The organism is Kitasatospora sp. GAS1066B (genome assembly GCF_041262605.1).
Lineage (GTDB): Bacteria > Actinomycetota > Actinomycetes > Streptomycetales > Streptomycetaceae > Kitasatospora.
On sequence record NZ_JBGCCO010000015.1, the window covers coordinates 170,277 to 187,738 of the forward strand.

Here is a 17,462-nt window from a genome sequence, read left to right on the forward strand (position 1 = left end):
ACTGGCGGCCCGCTGCTCAGGCGAGACGGTGCTCCCAGCGAAGCTCCGGGGAGTCGCCGATCCAGTACGTGTGGCTTGCCTGGGTGACCCGGAGCTGCACGTCGGTGATGTCCGGGCATCCCGAGTCCTGCCAGGCGATGAGAGCCCGCTCAATGTCGTCCCACAGCGCGACGGGGCCGCCCTGGCGAACGGTCCACATGTCGTCCTCAGCGACGAACTCCGCGAACGACTCACGTTCGGGGTCGAACAGGAACAGGAGCTGCGCGCCGCCGGTTGTCGCGGCGTGGACGAGCTGAGCGCCCGGTGCTGACAGCTGGGCGAGGAAGGCCGGCATCCACCCGGTCAGGATGGTCGGCGGCAACTTCGCCTCCCGCTCGCTGTCGGGGTAGGCCGTGCGAGCGGACAGGTCGCCAGTCACCGGCACGATGGCCTGGGACCTGGCCTGCATGAACGAAGAGCGGTCGATGATCTGCCCCTCGGCCGTCCCGTCCTCGCCGACTGTGACCTTTGCGAGGGCCGTTCCGTACCCCCAGGAACCGAGGGTGGTCAGGATGGTCCCGCCCGGCTTGGTCTGGCGAATCCACGTGTGAGGGATACGGCGAACAGCACAGGTGGCGATGACCCGGTCATAGGGCGCCCGGCGAGGGTGCCCGAGAAGACCGTCCCCCGTGACCGTCCAGGTGGAGAAGCCGGCCGACTCCAGCGCGACATCCGCGCGTTCGGCTACCTCCGGATCAACCTCCACGGTCGTGACGTTGTCCACGCCGAGCCTGTGGCACATCAGGGCGGAGGAGTAGCCGGTGCCAGTGCCGATCTCCAGCACTTGGTGCCCATCGACTACGTCCAGGTGCTCGATCATGCCCAGCACCGTGACAGGCGTCGTGGACGACGACGTGGGCGAGCCGGTCACGAGGTCGGTGACCTGATCGGCGGTCAGGTGGCCGTCGAGCTGGGTGGTCAACGATTCCTCACGGTAGGCGATCTCCTCCCACTCAACCGGGTCCGTTCCGGAGGGCGTGACGGGTCGCCAACGGCCCCCGTCCACCGGCAGGAACACACCGGGGTTCAGGAACTTCTCGCGCGGAACGGCCTCCACAGCGGCCCGCCAGGCGGGAGTGACAAGGACGCCGGCCTTCTCCAGCCGGTCAGCGAGAGCACGCCGCAGCGGTGCCGTGTCGCTCATGTGGTTTCTCCTTGAGTCAGCAGATCAGCGAATGCAGCGGACATCTCCAGTCCGGTTTCCCCTTCCAACCACGCCCATTGGCCGTTCGGATTCAACTCCAGCCACCAGTAGTCCCCGGCTCGGTCGATGGCGAGATCGAAGGACCCGGACACCAGCCCGAAGTGGTCCAGGAACGCCAGGAGGGCCTTCTCCAGGCCGCCGGGAAGGTCCACCACCGAGTACGACAGAGCCGAGTAGTCCTTGCGCCAGTCCAGCATGCCGGAGTCGATCCGCACCGCGAACACGCGGCGGCCGACCACCAGCACCCGAACATCGGCAACCTTGTCGATCCGGACCTGGAACAGGTGGGGCGCCACGCGCACGCTGTCGTCCAGATCGGCAGCGGTAACCGGCTCAGCCCAGCCCGTTACCGGAACCCCGTCCCGTTCGTACGGTGTCCATCGCAAAGTCTTGAAGATCACCTGACCGTGTGCGGCGATGAACTGCTTCGCCTCGTCAAGGTCGTTGGTGACAATCGTAGGTGGCACAGCCAGCCCGAGCCGTTGAGCCGAGGCCAGCTGCGTCGGCTTGTAGTCGGATGCCGCCGCGCGAAGCGGATGATTGACCCACAGCGGACCGTCAAGGGCATAGAGGATGCCCCCAAGTCCGTACCGCACCTGGGCGGTTGCGAAGCGAGCGTCGTCCTCGTTCAGACCGCAGCCCTGAAACGTCGGCCACACCGGCCGACGCCAGTACACCGCGCGAACACGGGACAGCTCGGCAGTTCTCGACGGGGTGCGAACCTGCCCGGCCACGGGGGCCGGGCAGGTTCCGAACCGAGCCGAGACCGTCAACCCCGAACCGATGTCGGCGGGGTTGAATCGGAGCACCGGCACACCTCGCCGGTTGAGTTCCGTGATCACCATGTCAGCGGTGACGTCTGCTGCCTCGGTGGCCACGAGCACCGGCCTCTCCTCGGTCGATGGCATCAGTCCTGCTGGCTGTCCTGGTCGTGGCCCTGGTCGTTCGCCGAGTCGGAGTTGGTGGTCGTGCTGGTCTCGGTGCCGCTGCTGGTGCCGTGCTTGCCCATCTCGACCACCAGGCCGGTGCGGTCCCGGAACACACCGAGCTGGGTGCCCGCGTCGATGCTGACCGAGGCGTACGGGAGGCGGGTGCTGGTCGGGTACGGCGCGAGTCGGCCTGCACCCCACGGGCGGGTGGTGGTGAGCTGCGTTGCGGTTGCAGTCACGAAGACTCCTAGGAAGTAGGAACCGGCTGCCCTCTTGGGCGGCCGGGTGGTGCAAGCCCTCGCTGGGGCGACGACCCTTTCAGCACCAGCAAGGGAGCAGTGAGCCCATGCCAGGAGACGGGGGAAGAAGCTGAACGCCGCCCCGGGCACGGGAGTTCATGGGGGCGCCTCAGCGCCGTGTCTTGTGCGGACTGAGGGGGTGGGCCGGTGCGCCCAGTACTGCTGATTGATGTGGACGGACCGCTGAACCCGTATGCCGCGAAGCCGCATCGGCGACCGGGTCAACCCGCGGTCCGGGCTGACCATCGATGATTTCAGCGTGCTGGCGCAGTGGGCGGCGGGCTTGGCGTGGCTGCTCCGCCGGCGGCTGGTGCGGCCTCCCTGGGAGGGCAGGAAGTCAATCGGCTGCGTTCCGGTGCTGCGGACAGTCGCAGAGCGGCCAGCTCTCCTAGCGGGGTACGCAGGTGCGGTCCTCGCCGCTGGCGACTTCTTCGCGCTTCACCTCCGCCCATTCGCCGGTCTCGTCCTGTTTCCTGACGGTGAAGGTGAAGAACGGCTTCTCGGTCATGCCGGGGCCACCGTCAGCGCCGTGTCGGCGGCGACCAGGAAGTGGACGGCTTTGCCCGACGCGTTCGGCTCCCAGCCCCACGAAGATGCGAACGAGGCGACCAGGGCGAGCCCGCGCCCCGAGCCCGTCTGCCAGTCCGGCTTGAGGACGACAGGAAGTCGCAGCGAACGGTCCGTAACCTGGACCTTCACATGGCTGCCGGTCCACGCGACCCGCACCCAGCACTCGCCGCCGGCGTGGATCAGCGCGTTGGTGATCAGCTCGCTGGCGCACAGTTCCACGTCGGCCAGTGAGGCACCCGACAGTGGGAGGTCCCGGATCAGACCGACGATCCGGGTCCGGGCCTGCGACACCGCGCCATCGCTCCACCGCACCCGGAACTCGTCGACGGTCGAGTGGTCGTTCACCGCGCGCTCCTGGACCGGACATTGATGGCCACGCCGCACAGCCACCGCCCGCATCCGAGCGCACACCGACCGCCATCGCTCCGGTGCTCATCCAGGACGATCCGATCGGTAGTGGCGGTGCGGCCTGAGGTCGATGACGGTCCGGCCACAGTCCGACGGGGCAGGAGGCGCGTGTCGGGGTCCGCCAAAGCGGAGGTGGGGCGGCTGAGGGTCCACGGGTGAGTGGAACGGCTACGGGATACAGCGTCGGCCATCGATTTCTCCAAGGGGTTCGGCTCAGATCTTCAAGCGGCTGATCCCAGTTCATCGCGTCACAGCCAGGCGTGGGCGTCGCTCAACCGGACGTTTCACCGGACGTTTCGGGTGTGGCCGACTATCAAGCGTGGCAAGGTATCGCCAATCGTCGGAGGCTGGGGGGACATCGTGGTCGCACGCTCATTGGCCGAGCTGAGGAAAGCTTCCGGGTACACGCAGGAAAGGTTCGCCGCGGCGTTCTCTTCCATGGCGAGGCACCTGGGTGTCGACGCGGCTGTGAGCGTCCGTCAGCTGCGCCGCTGGGAGGCGCCCGACCCGCCGCTACCGCATCCGGGGCAGCAGGCCGTGCTGGAGGCGATGCTGGGAGTACCGCTTGCTGAGCTGGGCTTCACGTTGCCGCCGGAAAGGATGCGCGGCGTCGTCGCGGGCGGGCACGATGAGGTCGTGCACCGCCGCCGGTTCGTCACCGATGTGGGCGCGGTCCTTGGCGCCTCGGTTCTCCCCGTTGCCCGATCCGGATACCGGATCGGCGCCGTCGATGTGCGGCTACTCCGGTCTGAGGTCTCCGAGCTGTATACCCTTGACCACTCGCAGGGTGGCAGAGCCGCGCGGCAGGCGGCCCTGCGGGTACTGCGACGGGTCGAGAAGGCGACCACGGACGGGTCGTACCTGGCGAGGGTCGGCCGGGATCTGCATGCCTTGATCGGCACACTGCATTCGCACCTCGGATGGATCGAATTCGACGCCGGGCGGCCGACGAGGGCCAGAGCCGCGTGCGCGGAGGCACTGAGTTCGGCCCGGCTGGTCGGCGACCCGCTGCTGGAAGTACGAGCGCTGGACAGCCTGTCGCTGCTGGCAGTTGAGCAGAAGCGGCCGTGGGAGGCGGCGGCCGCAGCAACTGCCGCAGGAGATCTGGCTCAGGCACATGGCGGCCCCAAGGTGCGGTCGGTGATCGCACTACGACAGGCCCGAGCGCTGATGTCCGCCGGGGATCACTCAGCGGCGCGGCAAGCTCTGTCTCGGGCTCTCAGCTGGCAGGACAGGTCCGACAAGGACACCGACGCCCCAGCATGGACGGCCTTCGCCGGACAGGTTGAAGTGGACTACGCGACTGCCGCCTGGCACGTGGAGACAGGTCATTCCTCCTACGCGATCCCGTTCCTGCGGTCCGCCGTCAACGGGCTCGGCCCGAACTACAGCCGCAACGCCGCCCTTTACCGCGCCCGGCTGGCCGAGGTACTGATGAAGACCGGGGAGGTGGAGGAGGCGTGCACCGAGGCGGTGGCCAGCGCCTCGACAGCACAGGGCATGACCTCGACGAGGTTGGCGGAAAGGTTGCGTTCGGTGGCAGCCTCGGCCTCGATGACGGACACGGCAACTGCGCGGGACTGCGTGGAACAGCTGCGGACGCTCGGCGTGGCAGCGAGGACGGGGAGAACCAGGTGAGGGTGACGCTTCGTCTGCTGAACGGCACGGAGACGCTTCAGCTGGAAGGGCAGTTGAGAGAGGTCTACGCCGAGGCCTTCGCCGAGCCGCCCTACCACGAAGGACCGGCCGAGGTGGAGCGGGCGTTTCGCCGCTTCCGGTCGCAAGTACGCCGGCGCGGGTTCCGGGCAGCCGTGGCGTTCGACGGCGACACGGTGGTGGGCATGGCCTACGGGTATCCACTCCCGCCGAGCACCGGCTGGTGGGACACCCTGACCGAGCCCGCGCCCGAGGAGCTTCGGCGCGAGGACGGGCAGCGCACGTTCGGACTGTTCGAGCTCGCGGTGCGGCCCGCCTGGCGCAGGCAGGGCATCGCCTCCCGGATGCATCGCCTCCTGGTCGACGGGCTGGGCAACCGGCGGGTCATGCTGAACAGCCACTGGGAGGCCATCGCCGCGCAAGCCGCCTACCGAGCGTGGGGATACCGGCGGGTGGGCTCGACGATCCCGTGGGAGGGTGCGGTCGAGCACGATGTGCTGATCCTCGACCTGGCGCCATAGGTCACGTCCCCCGCGCAATGCTGCTCCAGGCGTTCTGCGCGGGCCGGGAGCGGTGGGCGGCCCTGCTGCTTCTTCTCGACCGACTCAGCCTCGAACAGCCCATCCCCGCACTCACCGTGGTTCGTCCGCATCGCCGATCACCAACCGGAGGCAGGCCGCTACCCGGTCGGATAATCCGAGTGCGGACCGGCCATCCCGCGTGATAGTCCTCCCTGTCATGGACGATCTCGTGACACCACGCCTGACGCTTCATCCGATGAGCGTCATCGAGGCGAAGCGGGTAGTGGCGGGCGAGCCGGACGACGGTGCCCGGTGGGCACCCGGATACCCGTCCGAGGGTGTCGTGACCGGGGCCAGGGGATTCCTCAACACCTGTGCGAACACCGGTGATCCCCAGCCGTTCGGCGCCTACGAGATCCGTCGCCGCGCAGACGGAGAAGCCATCGGCGGGCTGGGCTTCCACGGACCTGCGGACGAGAACGGGAGCGTCAGGATCGGCTACGGTCTGATCCCGTCAGCGCAAGGCCAGGGATACGCCTCCGAGGCTCTCCGTGCACTGCTGGCATTCGCGCGCGGACGCGGCGTCAACTGCGTGGAAGGCGACACGACGCACGACAATGTCGCGTCCCAACAGGTCATGACCGCCGTCGGCATGCGTCTCGTCGCAGCAGACGAACGGCTCAAGCACTACAGGATCGCCTGGCCCGATGCGATGGCGGGTGTCGACCCGCGCTCCGAGCCTTCTAGCTGAGGTCCGCGACCGCCGCGCGGAGTTCGTCGAACGCTGCTCCCGTGAGGGCTGCCAGCTCGCCGGGGTCGTCGTCGCGAGCCGGGTCCGCCCACCGTGCGTATCCCAGCCTGAACGCGAGCACGCCCAGTTCGGCGGCCACCTGGGCCGTGGGTTCCGCAACGCCGCGCCGTTTCAGTGCGTCGACCATCGCCGCGGCCATGCCGATGCTCTTCAGCGCCTCGCGACTGCGCAACTCCTCGTTCGCCTCGATCGCCGCGTGCAGCAGCGGACCGAGCGAGCGGTTGAACGCCGTCATCTCCCCCGACGCGCGCTCCAGGCCGGCCGCGACGGCCGTCATCGGCGTCGCCTCGTCGGGAGCGGCGTCGATGCCTTCTGCCAGCAGTCGGCTCAGAGCCTGCTGCCCGGCGGTGAGGATCTCGCGCTTGTCCGCGAAGTGGCGAAAGAACGTGCTGCGCGTCAGTTCGGCGCGCTCGGCGATCTGCGCGACCGTCGTCTCGTCGTAGCCCTGCTCGGCGAACAGCCCGAGCGCCGCCACGACCAGACGCTGACGCGCATCCGGCTTCCATCTAGGCATGTCCCCATCCTAGACGACGGGACACGTGTCGCATCATGCGGTACGGTGATGGGACACCAGTCGCATCACTTCTTGGAGCTCGTCATGCGCGTCTTCATCACCGGCGGCACCGGCCTCATCGGCTCGGCCGTCGTCGCCGAACTGCTCTCCGCGGGACACTCGGTCACCGCCCTCGCCCGCTCCGAGGCCTCCGCGGCGCACGCCAAGGCCACCGGCGCCGAGGTGCTCAGCGGCGCACTCGCCGACCTCGCCGTGCTGCGAGCCGGCGCGGAGCGGGCCGACGGCGTCATCCACCTCGCCTTCAGCAACGACTTCAGCTCGCCCGAGGCCCTGGCCCAGGGCATCGCCGAGGAGGCTGCCGCGCTCGCGACGCTCGGCGACGCCCTCGTCGGCACGGACCGCCCGCTCGTCACCGTGGCCGGCACGCCCTTCCTGCCGGGGCGCACCTCCACCGAGGCTGACGCGTTGCCGACCGAGGGGCCGGTCGCCGGCCGCAGCCGGTCGGTGACCCGCGCGCTCGAACTCGCCTCGCAGGGCGTGCGCAGCTCGGCGGTACGGCTTCCGCGCACGGTCCACAACGAGGGCCGGGGCGGGTTCGCCGGGCTGCTCACCGACATCGCCCGTCGTACCGGCGTCGCCGGCTACCCCTCGGACGGCGCGCAGCGCTGGCCGGCCGTCCACGCGCGGGACGCCGCCGTGCTGTTCCGGCTCGCCCTGGAGCAGGCGCCGGCCGGAAGCTCCTGGCACGCCGTCGCCGACGAGGGCGACGCGGTCCGCGACATCGCCGCGGTCATCGGCCGACGGCTCGGCCTGCCCGTCGAGCCGGTGCCGCAGGAGAACTTCGGCCCCCTCGGCCCGATCTTCGCGGCCGACCAGCCCGCGTCCAGCGCCCACACCCGCGCCGCCCTCGGCTGGCAGCCGACCCACCCGAGCCTGCTCGCCGACCTGGAGAACATCGAACCCTGAGACGCGCCAGGACGGCCCTGACGAGTACCTCCTGCTCACCCTGTGAGGAACAAGTTCCCATGACCTACGGACCGCACGACCCAGCGGCGACCTACGTCGCTCACGACTACCCCGAACACGCCTTCGACACCGGGGAGATCAGCCTCAACTACGCCACGACCGGATCGCCCGACAGCCCCGCCCTGCTGCTCATCCCCGCACAGGGCGAGTCCTGGTGGGGCTACGAGGCGGCGATGAGGCTGCTCGAGGACGACTTCGAGGTCTTCGCCGTCGACCTGCGCGGCCAGGGCCGCTCCAGCCGAACCCCCGGCCGCTACACCCTCGACAACATGGGCAACGACCTGGTCCGCTTCGTCTCCGGACGGATCGGACGCCCGGTCATCGCCTGCGGTCTGTCCTCCGGCGGCGTCATCGCCGCATGGCTCTCCGCCTACGCGCCGCCCGGCATGCTGCGCGGCGCGTACTACGAGGACCCGCCGCTGTTCTCCTCGGAGATCCAGCCCGCCTACGGCCAGGGCATGAACCAGGTCATCGGCCCCTGGTTCGAGCTGATGAACAAGTACCTCGGCGATCAGTGGTCGGTCGGCGACTGGCCGGGCCTGAAACGAGCCATGGCCACCGACCTGCCGCCGGCACTCGCGCGAGGCCTGGCGGCGATGGGCGACTTCCTGGGCGGGGACGAACCACCCCAGACGTTCAAGGAGTACGACCCCGAGTGGGCCCGCGCCTTCGCCAGCGGCTCGGCCAGCGCCTCGGTCGACCACGCCCGGATGCTCGCGGCGGTGAAGGTCCCGGTGCTCTTCACCCACCACTTCCACCACGTCGACGAGGAGTCGGGCCGACTCCAAGGCGCCATCTCGGACTTGCAGGTCCGGCACGTACGCGAGCTGATCACCGGCGCCGGCCAGCGGTTCGACTACAAGACGTTCCCGAAGGCCGGCCACGTCATGCACGGCAGCGATCCACAGCTCTACAGCCGGACCCTGCGCGAGTGGAGCCGCACACTCGACATCTGACGACCCGATCCGCGCCCCAGGGCGCGGATCGAGTTGCGCGCCTTGCTGATCCGGATCAACGACCTCACACCCGGACCGCCCATTGATCAGGGCTCGATCGGCGCCCTAAGGTCAAGCTGAGACATCGTCAGTTCCCGTCCGCAGCGGCCGGGGCGGAGCCGGAGGGGTCGAGTTGGCGGAGATCATGGTCATCGGCGGGGGCATCGCCGGCACCGCGGCGGCGCTGGGGCTGCACAAAGCGGGGTTCGACGTCACCGTCCATGAGGCGCATCCGGACAGTGGTGCGGACGGTGGCGCGTTCCTCAGCCTGGCGAGCAACGGGATGCGGGCGCTCGCCGAGTTGGATGCCGCGGCCGCGGTGGCCGAGCTCGGCTTTCCGCTCGCCACGATGCGCGTCCTGGACGAGGCGGGGGCGCAGCTCGCCGACGTGCCGCTCGGGGAGCACGATCAGGTGCTGACCAGCTACCGCTGTCTGCGCCGGGCCGAGCTCGCCGAGTGCTTGCGGCGGCTGGTCCGTGACCGGGGGATCCCGATCCGGCACGGGGCCCGGCTCGTCGGGCTGACCGAGGGCCCCAGCGGCGTCACCGCGACCTTCGCAGACGGCAGTTCGGCCACTGCGGAGCTGGCGGTGGGGGCCGACGGGCTCAACTCCGCGGTGCGCGGACAGCTCGACCCGGGCGCGCCCGGACCGGAGTACGCGGGCCAGCGCGTCTTCTACGGCTACACCGCCGACGCGCCGGCCCCGTCCGAGGAGTGCGCGGACCGGATCACCATGGTGCGCGGCAGCGGTGCCGCCTTCGGCTACGCCTACTCCCCTGCGGGCGAGGCGTACTGGTTCGCCCGGGTGCCGGGGCCGCCCGCGAGCGCGGCGGAGCTGGCCGGCACGGGGCCGGCGCAGTGGCGCGAGCAGTTGCTGCCGCTGCTGCGGCCCGACCGCACGCCGACCGCGGACATCGTCGCCGCCACCACCGACCGGCTCATGGTGACCAACGCCCAACACCTGCCCGCTGGCGGCAACTGGCGCGGCACGCGCACGGTGCTGGTCGGCGACGCCGCCCACGCGGCATCGCCCGCCACCGGCCAGGGCGCCTCGATGGCGCTCGAGGACGCTGTGGTGCTCGCCAAGGCCCTGCGCGACGCGTTGCCCGACGCCGACGCCAGGCCGGCGGCCCTGGAGCGCTACGAGCGGCTCCGCCGCCCCCGGGCGGAGCAGAACATGGAGACGAGCGCCAAACTCACCGCCAGTCGCACCACCACGACCGCAGCGCCGCGCGACTCCGCCCACCCCGCGCCCCGGGTGGACGACGGCCTGCTGCGCCTGCTCGACTGGCACACCCCGCTCCCCGAGGACGGCCCCGAGGCCTGAGCGGTCACCCGGCCGCGCACCCCGGCGCCCGCCGTCGGCACCGCCATCGGGGTACGCCGTCGGGGTGCGCCGTCGGGGTGCGCGCCGGTCAGGACCGCGTGAGCCTGGCCGAGCCGAGCTCCCGTTGGTCAGAAGTACCCCGCCCACCGCCGGGTGAAAGTGCCCAGTTATCCCGTCAGGCCCCCTCTGCCAGCCTCGATATCGGCCAACGGCTCAACCGGAGCTGGTCGATGACGAGGATCTGGTGGACTCATGACGACGAATCCGACGGCGGAACCGAGGCGCGACGAGCTGTCCCCGGCCCAGCTGCGCATTGCCGGGATCTGGCAGGCACTGCTCGGGGTCGAGGTGACCGACGGCGACCGTGACTTCTTCGAGCTCGGCGGCGACCACGCCGCTGCCGCGGCGATGGCGGAGCGGGTCGCGGACGAATTCGGCACCGCCTTCCGGGCCGACGCGATCAGCGGGCCGCTGACGGTGAGTTCGATCTCCTCCCACCTCGCCGAGCAGGCGATGCTGCAGGCGATGCGGATGTTCGAGGAGGGCGCCGAACTCGAACTCGAGGCGAGCGGCCCCGAGGAGCCCGCCATACCCGCCGCTGTCCGGGACGGTAGCCCGCTGCCGATGAGCTTCGCGCAGCAGCGGCTCTGGTTCCTGGACCAGCTCGAGCCCGGGCGCGCCGAATACCTGATCCCGATCGGGCTGCGGATCACGGGGGTGCTCGACACCGCCGCGCTGCAGGCGGCGCTGAGCGGGCTGGTGGCGCGGCACGAGGTGTTGCGCACCCGGTTCGTCGCCGACCAGGACGGGCAGCCCGCGCAACTCATCGACCCGCCAGGCACGGTGACGATGAGCGTGCACGATCTCCGGCATCTCACGGACCACGGCGCCCGGGAGGAGAGCGCCCGACGGATCGTGGACGGCGAGGCCTTCCAGCCGGTCGATCTGGCGCGCGGGCCGCTGCTGCGGGCGGTGCTGGTGCGGGTGGCCGACGCGGATCACCTGCTCGCGGTGACGGTGCATCACATCGTCTTCGACGGCTGGAGCACCGGGATCCTCTCGCGCGAGCTCACCGAGTTGTACGCGGCAGCGGCAGCCGGCCGGGACCCGGTCGCCGCGCTGCCCGCGCCGGCTCTGCAGTACGCCGACTTCGCCCTCTGGCAGCGGCGGTGGCTGAGCGGTGACACGCTGGAGCGCCAACTCGGCTACTGGCGCGACCGGCTGGCCGGCATCGAGCCGCTGGAGCTGCCCACCGATCACCGCCGCCCGGCCCGGCGCAGCGGCGACGGCGCCGAGCTCACCTTCACCGTCCCGGCCGGGCTGGTCGAGCAGGCGCGCGCGCTGGCCGCCGAGACCGGCGCGAGCCTCTTCATGACCTTGCTGGCGGCATTCCAGCTGCTGCTCGCCAAGTACAGCGGCCAGCAGGACATCGCGGTGGGCACCCCGATCGCCGGCCGCAACCGGGCCGAGATCGAGGAGATGATCGGGTTCTTCATCAACACCCTGGTGCTGCGCACCGACCTGTCCGGTGACCCGAGCTTCCGGCAGCTGGTCGAGCGGGTCAAGGAGACCGCGCTCGGTGCCTACGACCACCAGGACCTCCCGTTCGAGCGGATCGTCGAGGAGCTCGCCCCCGAGCGGGACCTGAGCCGCAACCCGCTCTTCCAGACCATGTTCCTGCTGCAGAACGTCCCCGACACGCGCAGCTGGAAGCTGGCCGGGCTGGGCGTCGAGCCGATGGAACTGGAGGCCCAGGACGCCAAGTTCGACTTCAGCTGGTATCTGACCGAGGCGCCCGACGGCAGCCTCGACGGGATGGTCGTCTACACCACGGACCTGTTCGAGGCATCCACCATGCAGCGCATGGTGGGCCACTTCCAGGCCCTGCTGGCAGCCGCCACGGCCGCCCCGGACCGCCGGCTGTCCGAACTGGAGCTGCTCACCGCGGCCGAGCGCCGGCAACTGCTGATCGACTGGAACGGTCCGAAGACCGACGGCCCGGATGACGTGACGATCCATCAGCTCTTCGAGCGACAGGTCGAACTGCGCCCCGATGCCGTCGCGGTCCACGCCAGCACGGGAGAGTTGACGTACCGTCAGCTCAATGAGCGGGCCAACCGGCTCGCCCACCACCTGCGCGGCCTGGGCCTGACTCCCGGCTCCCCGGTCGGCGTCTGCCTGGAGCGCGGCCCGGACCTGATCTGCGCGCTGCTCGGCATCCTCAAGGCCGGCGCCGCCTACCTCCCGCTCGACCCCGAGTACCCCGCCGAGCGGCTCGGTCACATGGTCACCGACAGCGGGGCGCCGCTGATCGTCACCGAGCGCGCGCACAGCCGCCACTTCCCGTCCTCGGTCCCGCAGTTGCTGATCGACCAGGACTGGCCGACCGGCGACACCGGCAACCCGGAACCGCTGGCCGGCCCGGGCGACCTCGCCTACTTCATCTACACCAGCGGCTCGACCGGCCGGCCCAAGGGCGTGCAGATCGAGCACGGCGCGCTGCGGGCCCGGATGCGCGAGACCGTCCGGCAGCTCGGGCTCACCCCCGACGACCGGGTACTGCAGTTCGCCTCGATCGCCTTCGACTCCTCGGTCGGCCAGCTCTTCGCGCCGCTCAGCTGCGGTGCCTCGGTGGCGCTGCGTGACGCCGAGTGGGACCCGGCCGGGCTGGCGGAGCTGATCCGTGCCGCCGACGTGACCGTCGCCTGGTTGACCCCGACGGCCTTCGCCGCGCTGACCGCCCAGCTCGACGGACCCCAGTCGCTCTCTCCGGCGCTGCGGCTGGTCCGGCTCGGCGGTGAGGCCCTGCGGCAGGAGCAGGTCCGGCAGTGGTTCGAGCGCTGCGCGGTCCCGCTGGTGAACGGGTACGGCCCCAGCGAGGGAGCACAGGAGGCGGCCACCGCCCTGATCGAGGGACCGGGCCGGTTCGTCCCGGTCGGACGACCGGTGGCGAACACCGAGGTCTTCCTGGTGGACCGGGGCGGCCGGCTGGTCCCGGTCGGGGTTCCGGGCGAGATCCTGATCAGCTGCCCGGGCCTGGCCCGCGGCTACCAGAACCACCCGGAGCTGACGGCCGAGAAGTTCGCCGAGTACCGCGTCGACGGCGTCGCCCGCCGGGTCTACCGGACCGGCGACCTGGCGAAGTGGCACCCGGACGGGCAGCTGGAGTTCGTCGGGCGGGCCGACAACCAGGTCAAGCTGCGCGGCTACCGGATCGAGCTCGGCGAGATCGAGGCGGCGCTGGCCGACCACCCGCAGGTGGCGGCGGCCGTCGTCGTGCTGCGCGAGGACACCCCCGGGGAGCGCCGCCTGGTCGCCTACCTGGTCGCCCCAGCGGCCACGCCGACCGCGTCGAGCACGCCGACGACACCGACCACGCCGACCACCGGCGAGCTGCGCGCCCACCTCCAGCAGCGGTTGCCGGACCACATGGTCCCGGCCGCCTTCGTCACCCTCGACCGCTTCCCGCTCAACCCGAACGGCAAGCTCGACCGCCGCGCGCTGCCCGCGCCGGACGGCCACCGGCCCGAGCTGGACGCCGCCTACACGGCCCCGCGCACGCCCGTCGAGCAGGCGGTCGCCGCGAGCTGGTCCGAGGTACTGGGCATCGACACCATCGGCGTCCACGACAACTTCTTCCACCTCGGCGGGCACTCGCTGCTCGCCACCCAGGTCACCAGCCGGCTGCGCAGGACGCTCGGCGTCGAGCTGCCGGTCCGGGCCCTGTTCACCGCGCCGACGCCCGCCCAACTCGCCGCCGTGATCGAGGAGCTGGAGAGCGCCGAGACGAGCCGGATCACCCCCGCCGCGCGCGACCGGGGCCCGCTGCCGCTGAGCTTCGCCCAGCAGCGGCTCTGGTTCCTGGACCAGCTCGACCCCGCGCGGGCCGAGTACCTGATCCCGTTCGCGCTGCGGATCACCGGGCCGCTGGACACCGACGCGCTGCGGGCCGCGCTGCACGGGCTGGTGGCCCGGCACGAGGTGCTCCGCACCCGGTTCACCACCGGCGCCGAGGGACCTGCTCAGCTGATCGACCCGCCGGCCGAGCCGCTGCCGGCCGAACCGCTGCCGGCCGAACCACTGCTGGCCGAACCACTGCTGGCCGACCATGACCTGCGGCGGCTGCCCGACCCGGCCGAGCGCGAGGCGGCGGCCAGGCGGTTGGTGGAAGCCGAGGCCTGCCGGCCGATCGAGCTCAGCACCGGTCCGGTGCTCCGGACGCTGCTGATCCGGCTGGCCGAGCAGGAGTCGATCCTGGTGGTGACGGTCCATCACATCGCCTTCGACGGCTGGTCAGTGACCGTTCTCTCCCGTGAACTGACCGAGCTGTACGCGGCCGCCCAGCAGCAACGCGCGGCCGAACTGCCCGCGCTGCCGGTGCAGTACGCGGACTACGCCGTCTGGCAGCGCGAGTGGCTGACCGGCGACACGCTGGAGCAGCAACTGGCCTACTGGCGCGGGCGGTTGGCCGACATCGAGCCGCTGGAGCTGCCCACCGACCACCGCCGCCCCGCCCAGCGCACCGGCGAGGGCGCCACCATCGCGTTCGCCGTCCCGGCCGAGCTGAGCGAGCGGCTGAGGACCACGGCGGCCGGGCACGGCGCGAGCCTGTTCATGACCCTGCTGGCGGCCTTCCAGCTGCTGCTCGCCAGGTACAGCGCCCAGCAGGACATCACCGTCGGCACCCCGATCGCCGGCCGCAACCGGGCCGAGGTCGAGGAGATGATCGGGTTCTTCGTCAACACCCTGGTCCTGCGCACCGACCTGTCCGGCGACCCGACCTTCGCGGAGTTGCTCGACCGGGTGAAGGAGACGGCGCTCGGCGCCTACGAGCACCAGGACCTGCCCTTCGAGCGGCTGGTCGAGGAGCTGGCGCCACAGCGCGACCTGTCGCGCAACCCGCTCTTCCAGACCCTGTTCGTGCTGCAGAACGTCCCCGACTTCGACACCTGGCAGTTGCCCGGGCTGACCGTGGCGCCGATCCCGCTCACCGCGAAGGACGCCAAGTTCGACCTGGCCATGTACCTCAGCGAGACGGCGGACGGCGGCCTGGAGGGCGCGATCGTCTACAGCACGGACCTGTTCGAGGCACCCACCATGCACCGGCTGGCCGAGCACTTCCAGCACCTGCTGACCGCCGCGACCGCCCGGCCGCAGACCAGGCTGTCCGAACTGGAGTTGCTCGGGGCGGCGGAGCGGCGGCGGATCCTGGTCGACTGGAACGACACCGCCACCGCCTACCCCGACACCGCGACCCTCCACTCGCTCTTCGAGGAACGGGTCGCGTGCGACCCGGACGCCACCGCCGTTACCTGCGGCGAGGAGACTCTGACGTACCGTCAGGTCAACGAGCGGGCCAACCGGCTCGCCCACCACCTGCGCGGCCTGGACCTGACCCCCGACACCCCGGTCGGCGTCTGCCTGGAGCGCGGCCCGGACCTGATCTGCGCGCTGCTCGGCATCCTCAAGGCCGGCGCCGCCTACCTCCCCCTCGACCCCGAGCACCCAGCCGAACGGCTCGCCTACCTGGTCGAGGACACCGCGACACCGCTGGTCATCACCCACACGACGCTCAGCGACCGGCTGCCCCCCACGACCCCGCGCCTGGCCCTGGACGCCGACCGCGCCGCCCTGGCCGGACAGCCGACCGGCAACCCGACGCCGCTGGCCGGCCCCGACGACCTCTGCTACCTGATCTACACCAGCGGCTCCACCGGCCGGCCCAAGGGTGTCCGGATCGAGCACGGCGGGGTGGTCAACTACCTGGCGGGCATGCAGAACGAGTTCCCGATCGCGGCCGGCGAGGGCTTCCTGCAGGCCACACCGCTCTCCTTCGACGTCTCCGCCTACGAGATCTTCTGGCCGCTCTGGCGCGGGGCGAACGTGGTCCTGGTGCCCGGTTCGGATCGGCTCGACATGACCAGGGTGACGCGCCTGATGCGTGATCACCGGATCGTCGGGCTGCACTTCGTGCCCAGCCTGCTCGACCTGTTCGTCACCGAGGCCCGCCCCAAGGACTGCACCCACCTGCGGTACGCCTTCGCCAGTGGCGAGCCGCTGCAGCCGGCCCTGGTCAGCCGGTTCCTCGACCGGTTCCCCGGCGACCTGATCAACCTCTACGGCGCCACCGAGGTCTCGGTCGACAGCACCTTCTGGCGGGCCAACCGCTCCGCGCCCGGCGGCCCGGTGCTGGCCGGGCGGCCGATGACCAACCAGACCGTCTACGTGCTGGACCCGGCCCAGCGCCCGGTGCCCTCGGGCGTGCTGGGCGAGGTCTACCTGGGCGGGGCCAGCGTCGGGCGCGGCTACCACAACCGGCCCGAGCTGACGGCGGAACGCTTCCTGCCGGACCCGTTCGCGGCGGCTGTCGAGGGCGACCGGCCCCCTCGGATGTACCGGACCGGGGACCTGGGACGCTTCACCGCGAGCGGTGAACTCGACCTGCTCGGCCGCGTCGACCGCCAGGTGAAGCTGCGCGGGGTGCGGATCGAACTCGGCGAGATCGAGGCCATGCTGCTCGGGCACGAGCCGGTCGGCAGCTGCGCGGTGATCGTGCGCGAGGACACCCCCGGTCAGAAGCAACTGGTCGCGTACTGCGTCGCGGCGCCCGAGCAGCGGATCGACCTGGCCGGCCTGCGGGCCTGGGCCGGCGAGGTGCTGCCCCGAACGATGGTGCCCAGCGGCTTCGTGGTGCTGGACGAACTGCCGCTCTCCGCCAACGGCAAGGTCGACCACAAGGTGCTGCCCGCGCCCGACGGCGCCTGGACGGACCACGGCACCGACTTCGTGGCCCCGAGCGACGAGATCGAGGTCGCACTCGCGGAGGTCATGGGCGACGTGCTCAACCTCGACCGGGTCGGCATTCACGACAACTTCTTCGAACTCGGCGGCCACTCGCTGCTCGCCACCCAACTCGTCAACCGGATCGAAGCATTGACCGGTGTCCGCGTGAGCCTGCGGAAGCTCTTCCTGGTGCCCACCGTCGTCGGGATCAAGAGCCAGCTCGTCGAACTGCTCGGAGCACTCGATGAACTCGATGAAGGCGATGAGATCGGTGAACCCGCCTGACCCGACGGCTGGTTCAGACCGGCTCGGCACGGAAGAACGGCTCTTTCTGGGAAAACCGTCCGTCCGCATCACGTGGACAGTGAGGAAACGAACCA

The 17,462-nt window shown here is 70.9% G+C and carries 12 protein-coding genes; 7 read left to right on the top strand and 5 right to left on the bottom strand.

The features are described from left to right. Positions 1-16: 16 nt before the first annotated feature. The 4 genes from tgmC to ABH937_RS18985 all read right to left on the bottom strand — a co-directional run bounded on the left by tgmC (position 17) and on the right by ABH937_RS18985 (position 3,386). Positions 17-1,183, bottom strand: coding sequence for an ATP-grasp peptide maturase system methyltransferase (gene tgmC / locus ABH937_RS18970; protein ID WP_370218908.1), 1,167 nt, complete (start codon positions 1,181-1,183; stop codon positions 17-19). Next, positions 1,180-2,151, bottom strand: coding sequence for an ATP-grasp ribosomal peptide maturase (gene tgmB, locus ABH937_RS18975; protein WP_370218909.1), 972 nt, complete (start codon positions 2,149-2,151; stop codon positions 1,180-1,182). Before tgmB ends, tgmC begins: the two co-directional genes overlap by 4 nt. Beyond that, the gene (gene tgmA, locus ABH937_RS18980; RefSeq protein ID WP_370218910.1) at positions 2,151-2,411 is read right to left on the bottom strand and encodes a putative ATP-grasp-modified RiPP; all 261 of its coding nucleotides are present in this window, start codon (positions 2,409-2,411) and stop codon (positions 2,151-2,153) included. The genes tgmB and tgmA overlap by 1 nt, the downstream gene beginning before the upstream one ends. Before the next feature lie 564 nt (positions 2,412-2,975). Further along, entirely contained in the window at positions 2,976-3,386 is a 411-nt protein-coding gene (locus ABH937_RS18985; RefSeq protein ID WP_370218911.1) for an ATP-binding protein, read from the bottom strand. 531 nt (positions 3,387-3,917) lie between these two features. On the opposite strand from ABH937_RS18985, the gene ABH937_RS18990 reads away from it, so the two are divergent. From ABH937_RS18990 to ABH937_RS19000, 3 genes are all read left to right on the top strand, one after another. Next, positions 3,918-5,087 (top strand): hypothetical protein, encoded by a 1,170-nt coding sequence (locus ABH937_RS18990; RefSeq protein WP_370218912.1) that lies wholly within the window; start codon positions 3,918-3,920, stop codon positions 5,085-5,087. A gap of 2 nt (positions 5,088-5,089) precedes the next feature. Further along, positions 5,090-5,626, top strand: coding sequence for a GNAT family N-acetyltransferase (locus tag ABH937_RS18995; protein ID WP_370218913.1), 537 nt, complete (start codon positions 5,090-5,092; stop codon positions 5,624-5,626). 217 nt (positions 5,627-5,843) lie between these two features. Next, the gene (locus ABH937_RS19000; RefSeq protein WP_370218914.1) at positions 5,844-6,377 is read left to right on the top strand and encodes a GNAT family N-acetyltransferase; all 534 of its coding nucleotides are present in this window, start codon (positions 5,844-5,846) and stop codon (positions 6,375-6,377) included. On the opposite strand, the gene ABH937_RS19005 is transcribed toward ABH937_RS19000, so the two are convergent. Beyond that, complete coding sequence (locus ABH937_RS19005) at positions 6,370-6,951, bottom strand: helix-turn-helix domain-containing protein (protein WP_280692135.1); 582 nt, start codon at positions 6,949-6,951, stop codon at positions 6,370-6,372. The two genes, ABH937_RS19000 and ABH937_RS19005, sit on opposite strands and share 8 nt — an antisense overlap. 84 nt (positions 6,952-7,035) lie before the next feature. Here ABH937_RS19005 and ABH937_RS19010 point away from each other — a divergent pair, with 84 nt between their 5' ends. The 4 genes from ABH937_RS19010 (at position 7,036) to ABH937_RS19025 (ending at position 17,367) form a co-directional block, all read left to right on the top strand. Further along, complete coding sequence (locus tag ABH937_RS19010; protein ID WP_370218915.1) at positions 7,036-7,917, top strand: SDR family oxidoreductase; 882 nt, start codon at positions 7,036-7,038, stop codon at positions 7,915-7,917. Between the two features lie 59 nt (positions 7,918-7,976). Further along, positions 7,977-8,933: an alpha/beta fold hydrolase gene (locus tag ABH937_RS19015; protein ID WP_370218916.1), complete on the top strand. Its 957-nt coding sequence runs from the start codon at positions 7,977-7,979 to the stop codon at positions 8,931-8,933. A 172-nt stretch (positions 8,934-9,105) separates the two neighbouring features. Further along, positions 9,106-10,299, top strand: a complete 1,194-nt coding sequence (locus ABH937_RS19020) for an FAD-dependent oxidoreductase (RefSeq protein ID WP_370218917.1) — start codon at positions 9,106-9,108, stop codon at positions 10,297-10,299. 252 nt (positions 10,300-10,551) lie between these two features. Beyond that, a complete protein-coding gene (locus ABH937_RS19025) occupies positions 10,552-17,367 on the top strand; it encodes an amino acid adenylation domain-containing protein (RefSeq protein WP_370218918.1) in 6,816 nt (2,271 codons plus the stop codon). Positions 17,368-17,462: the final 95 nt, after the last annotated feature.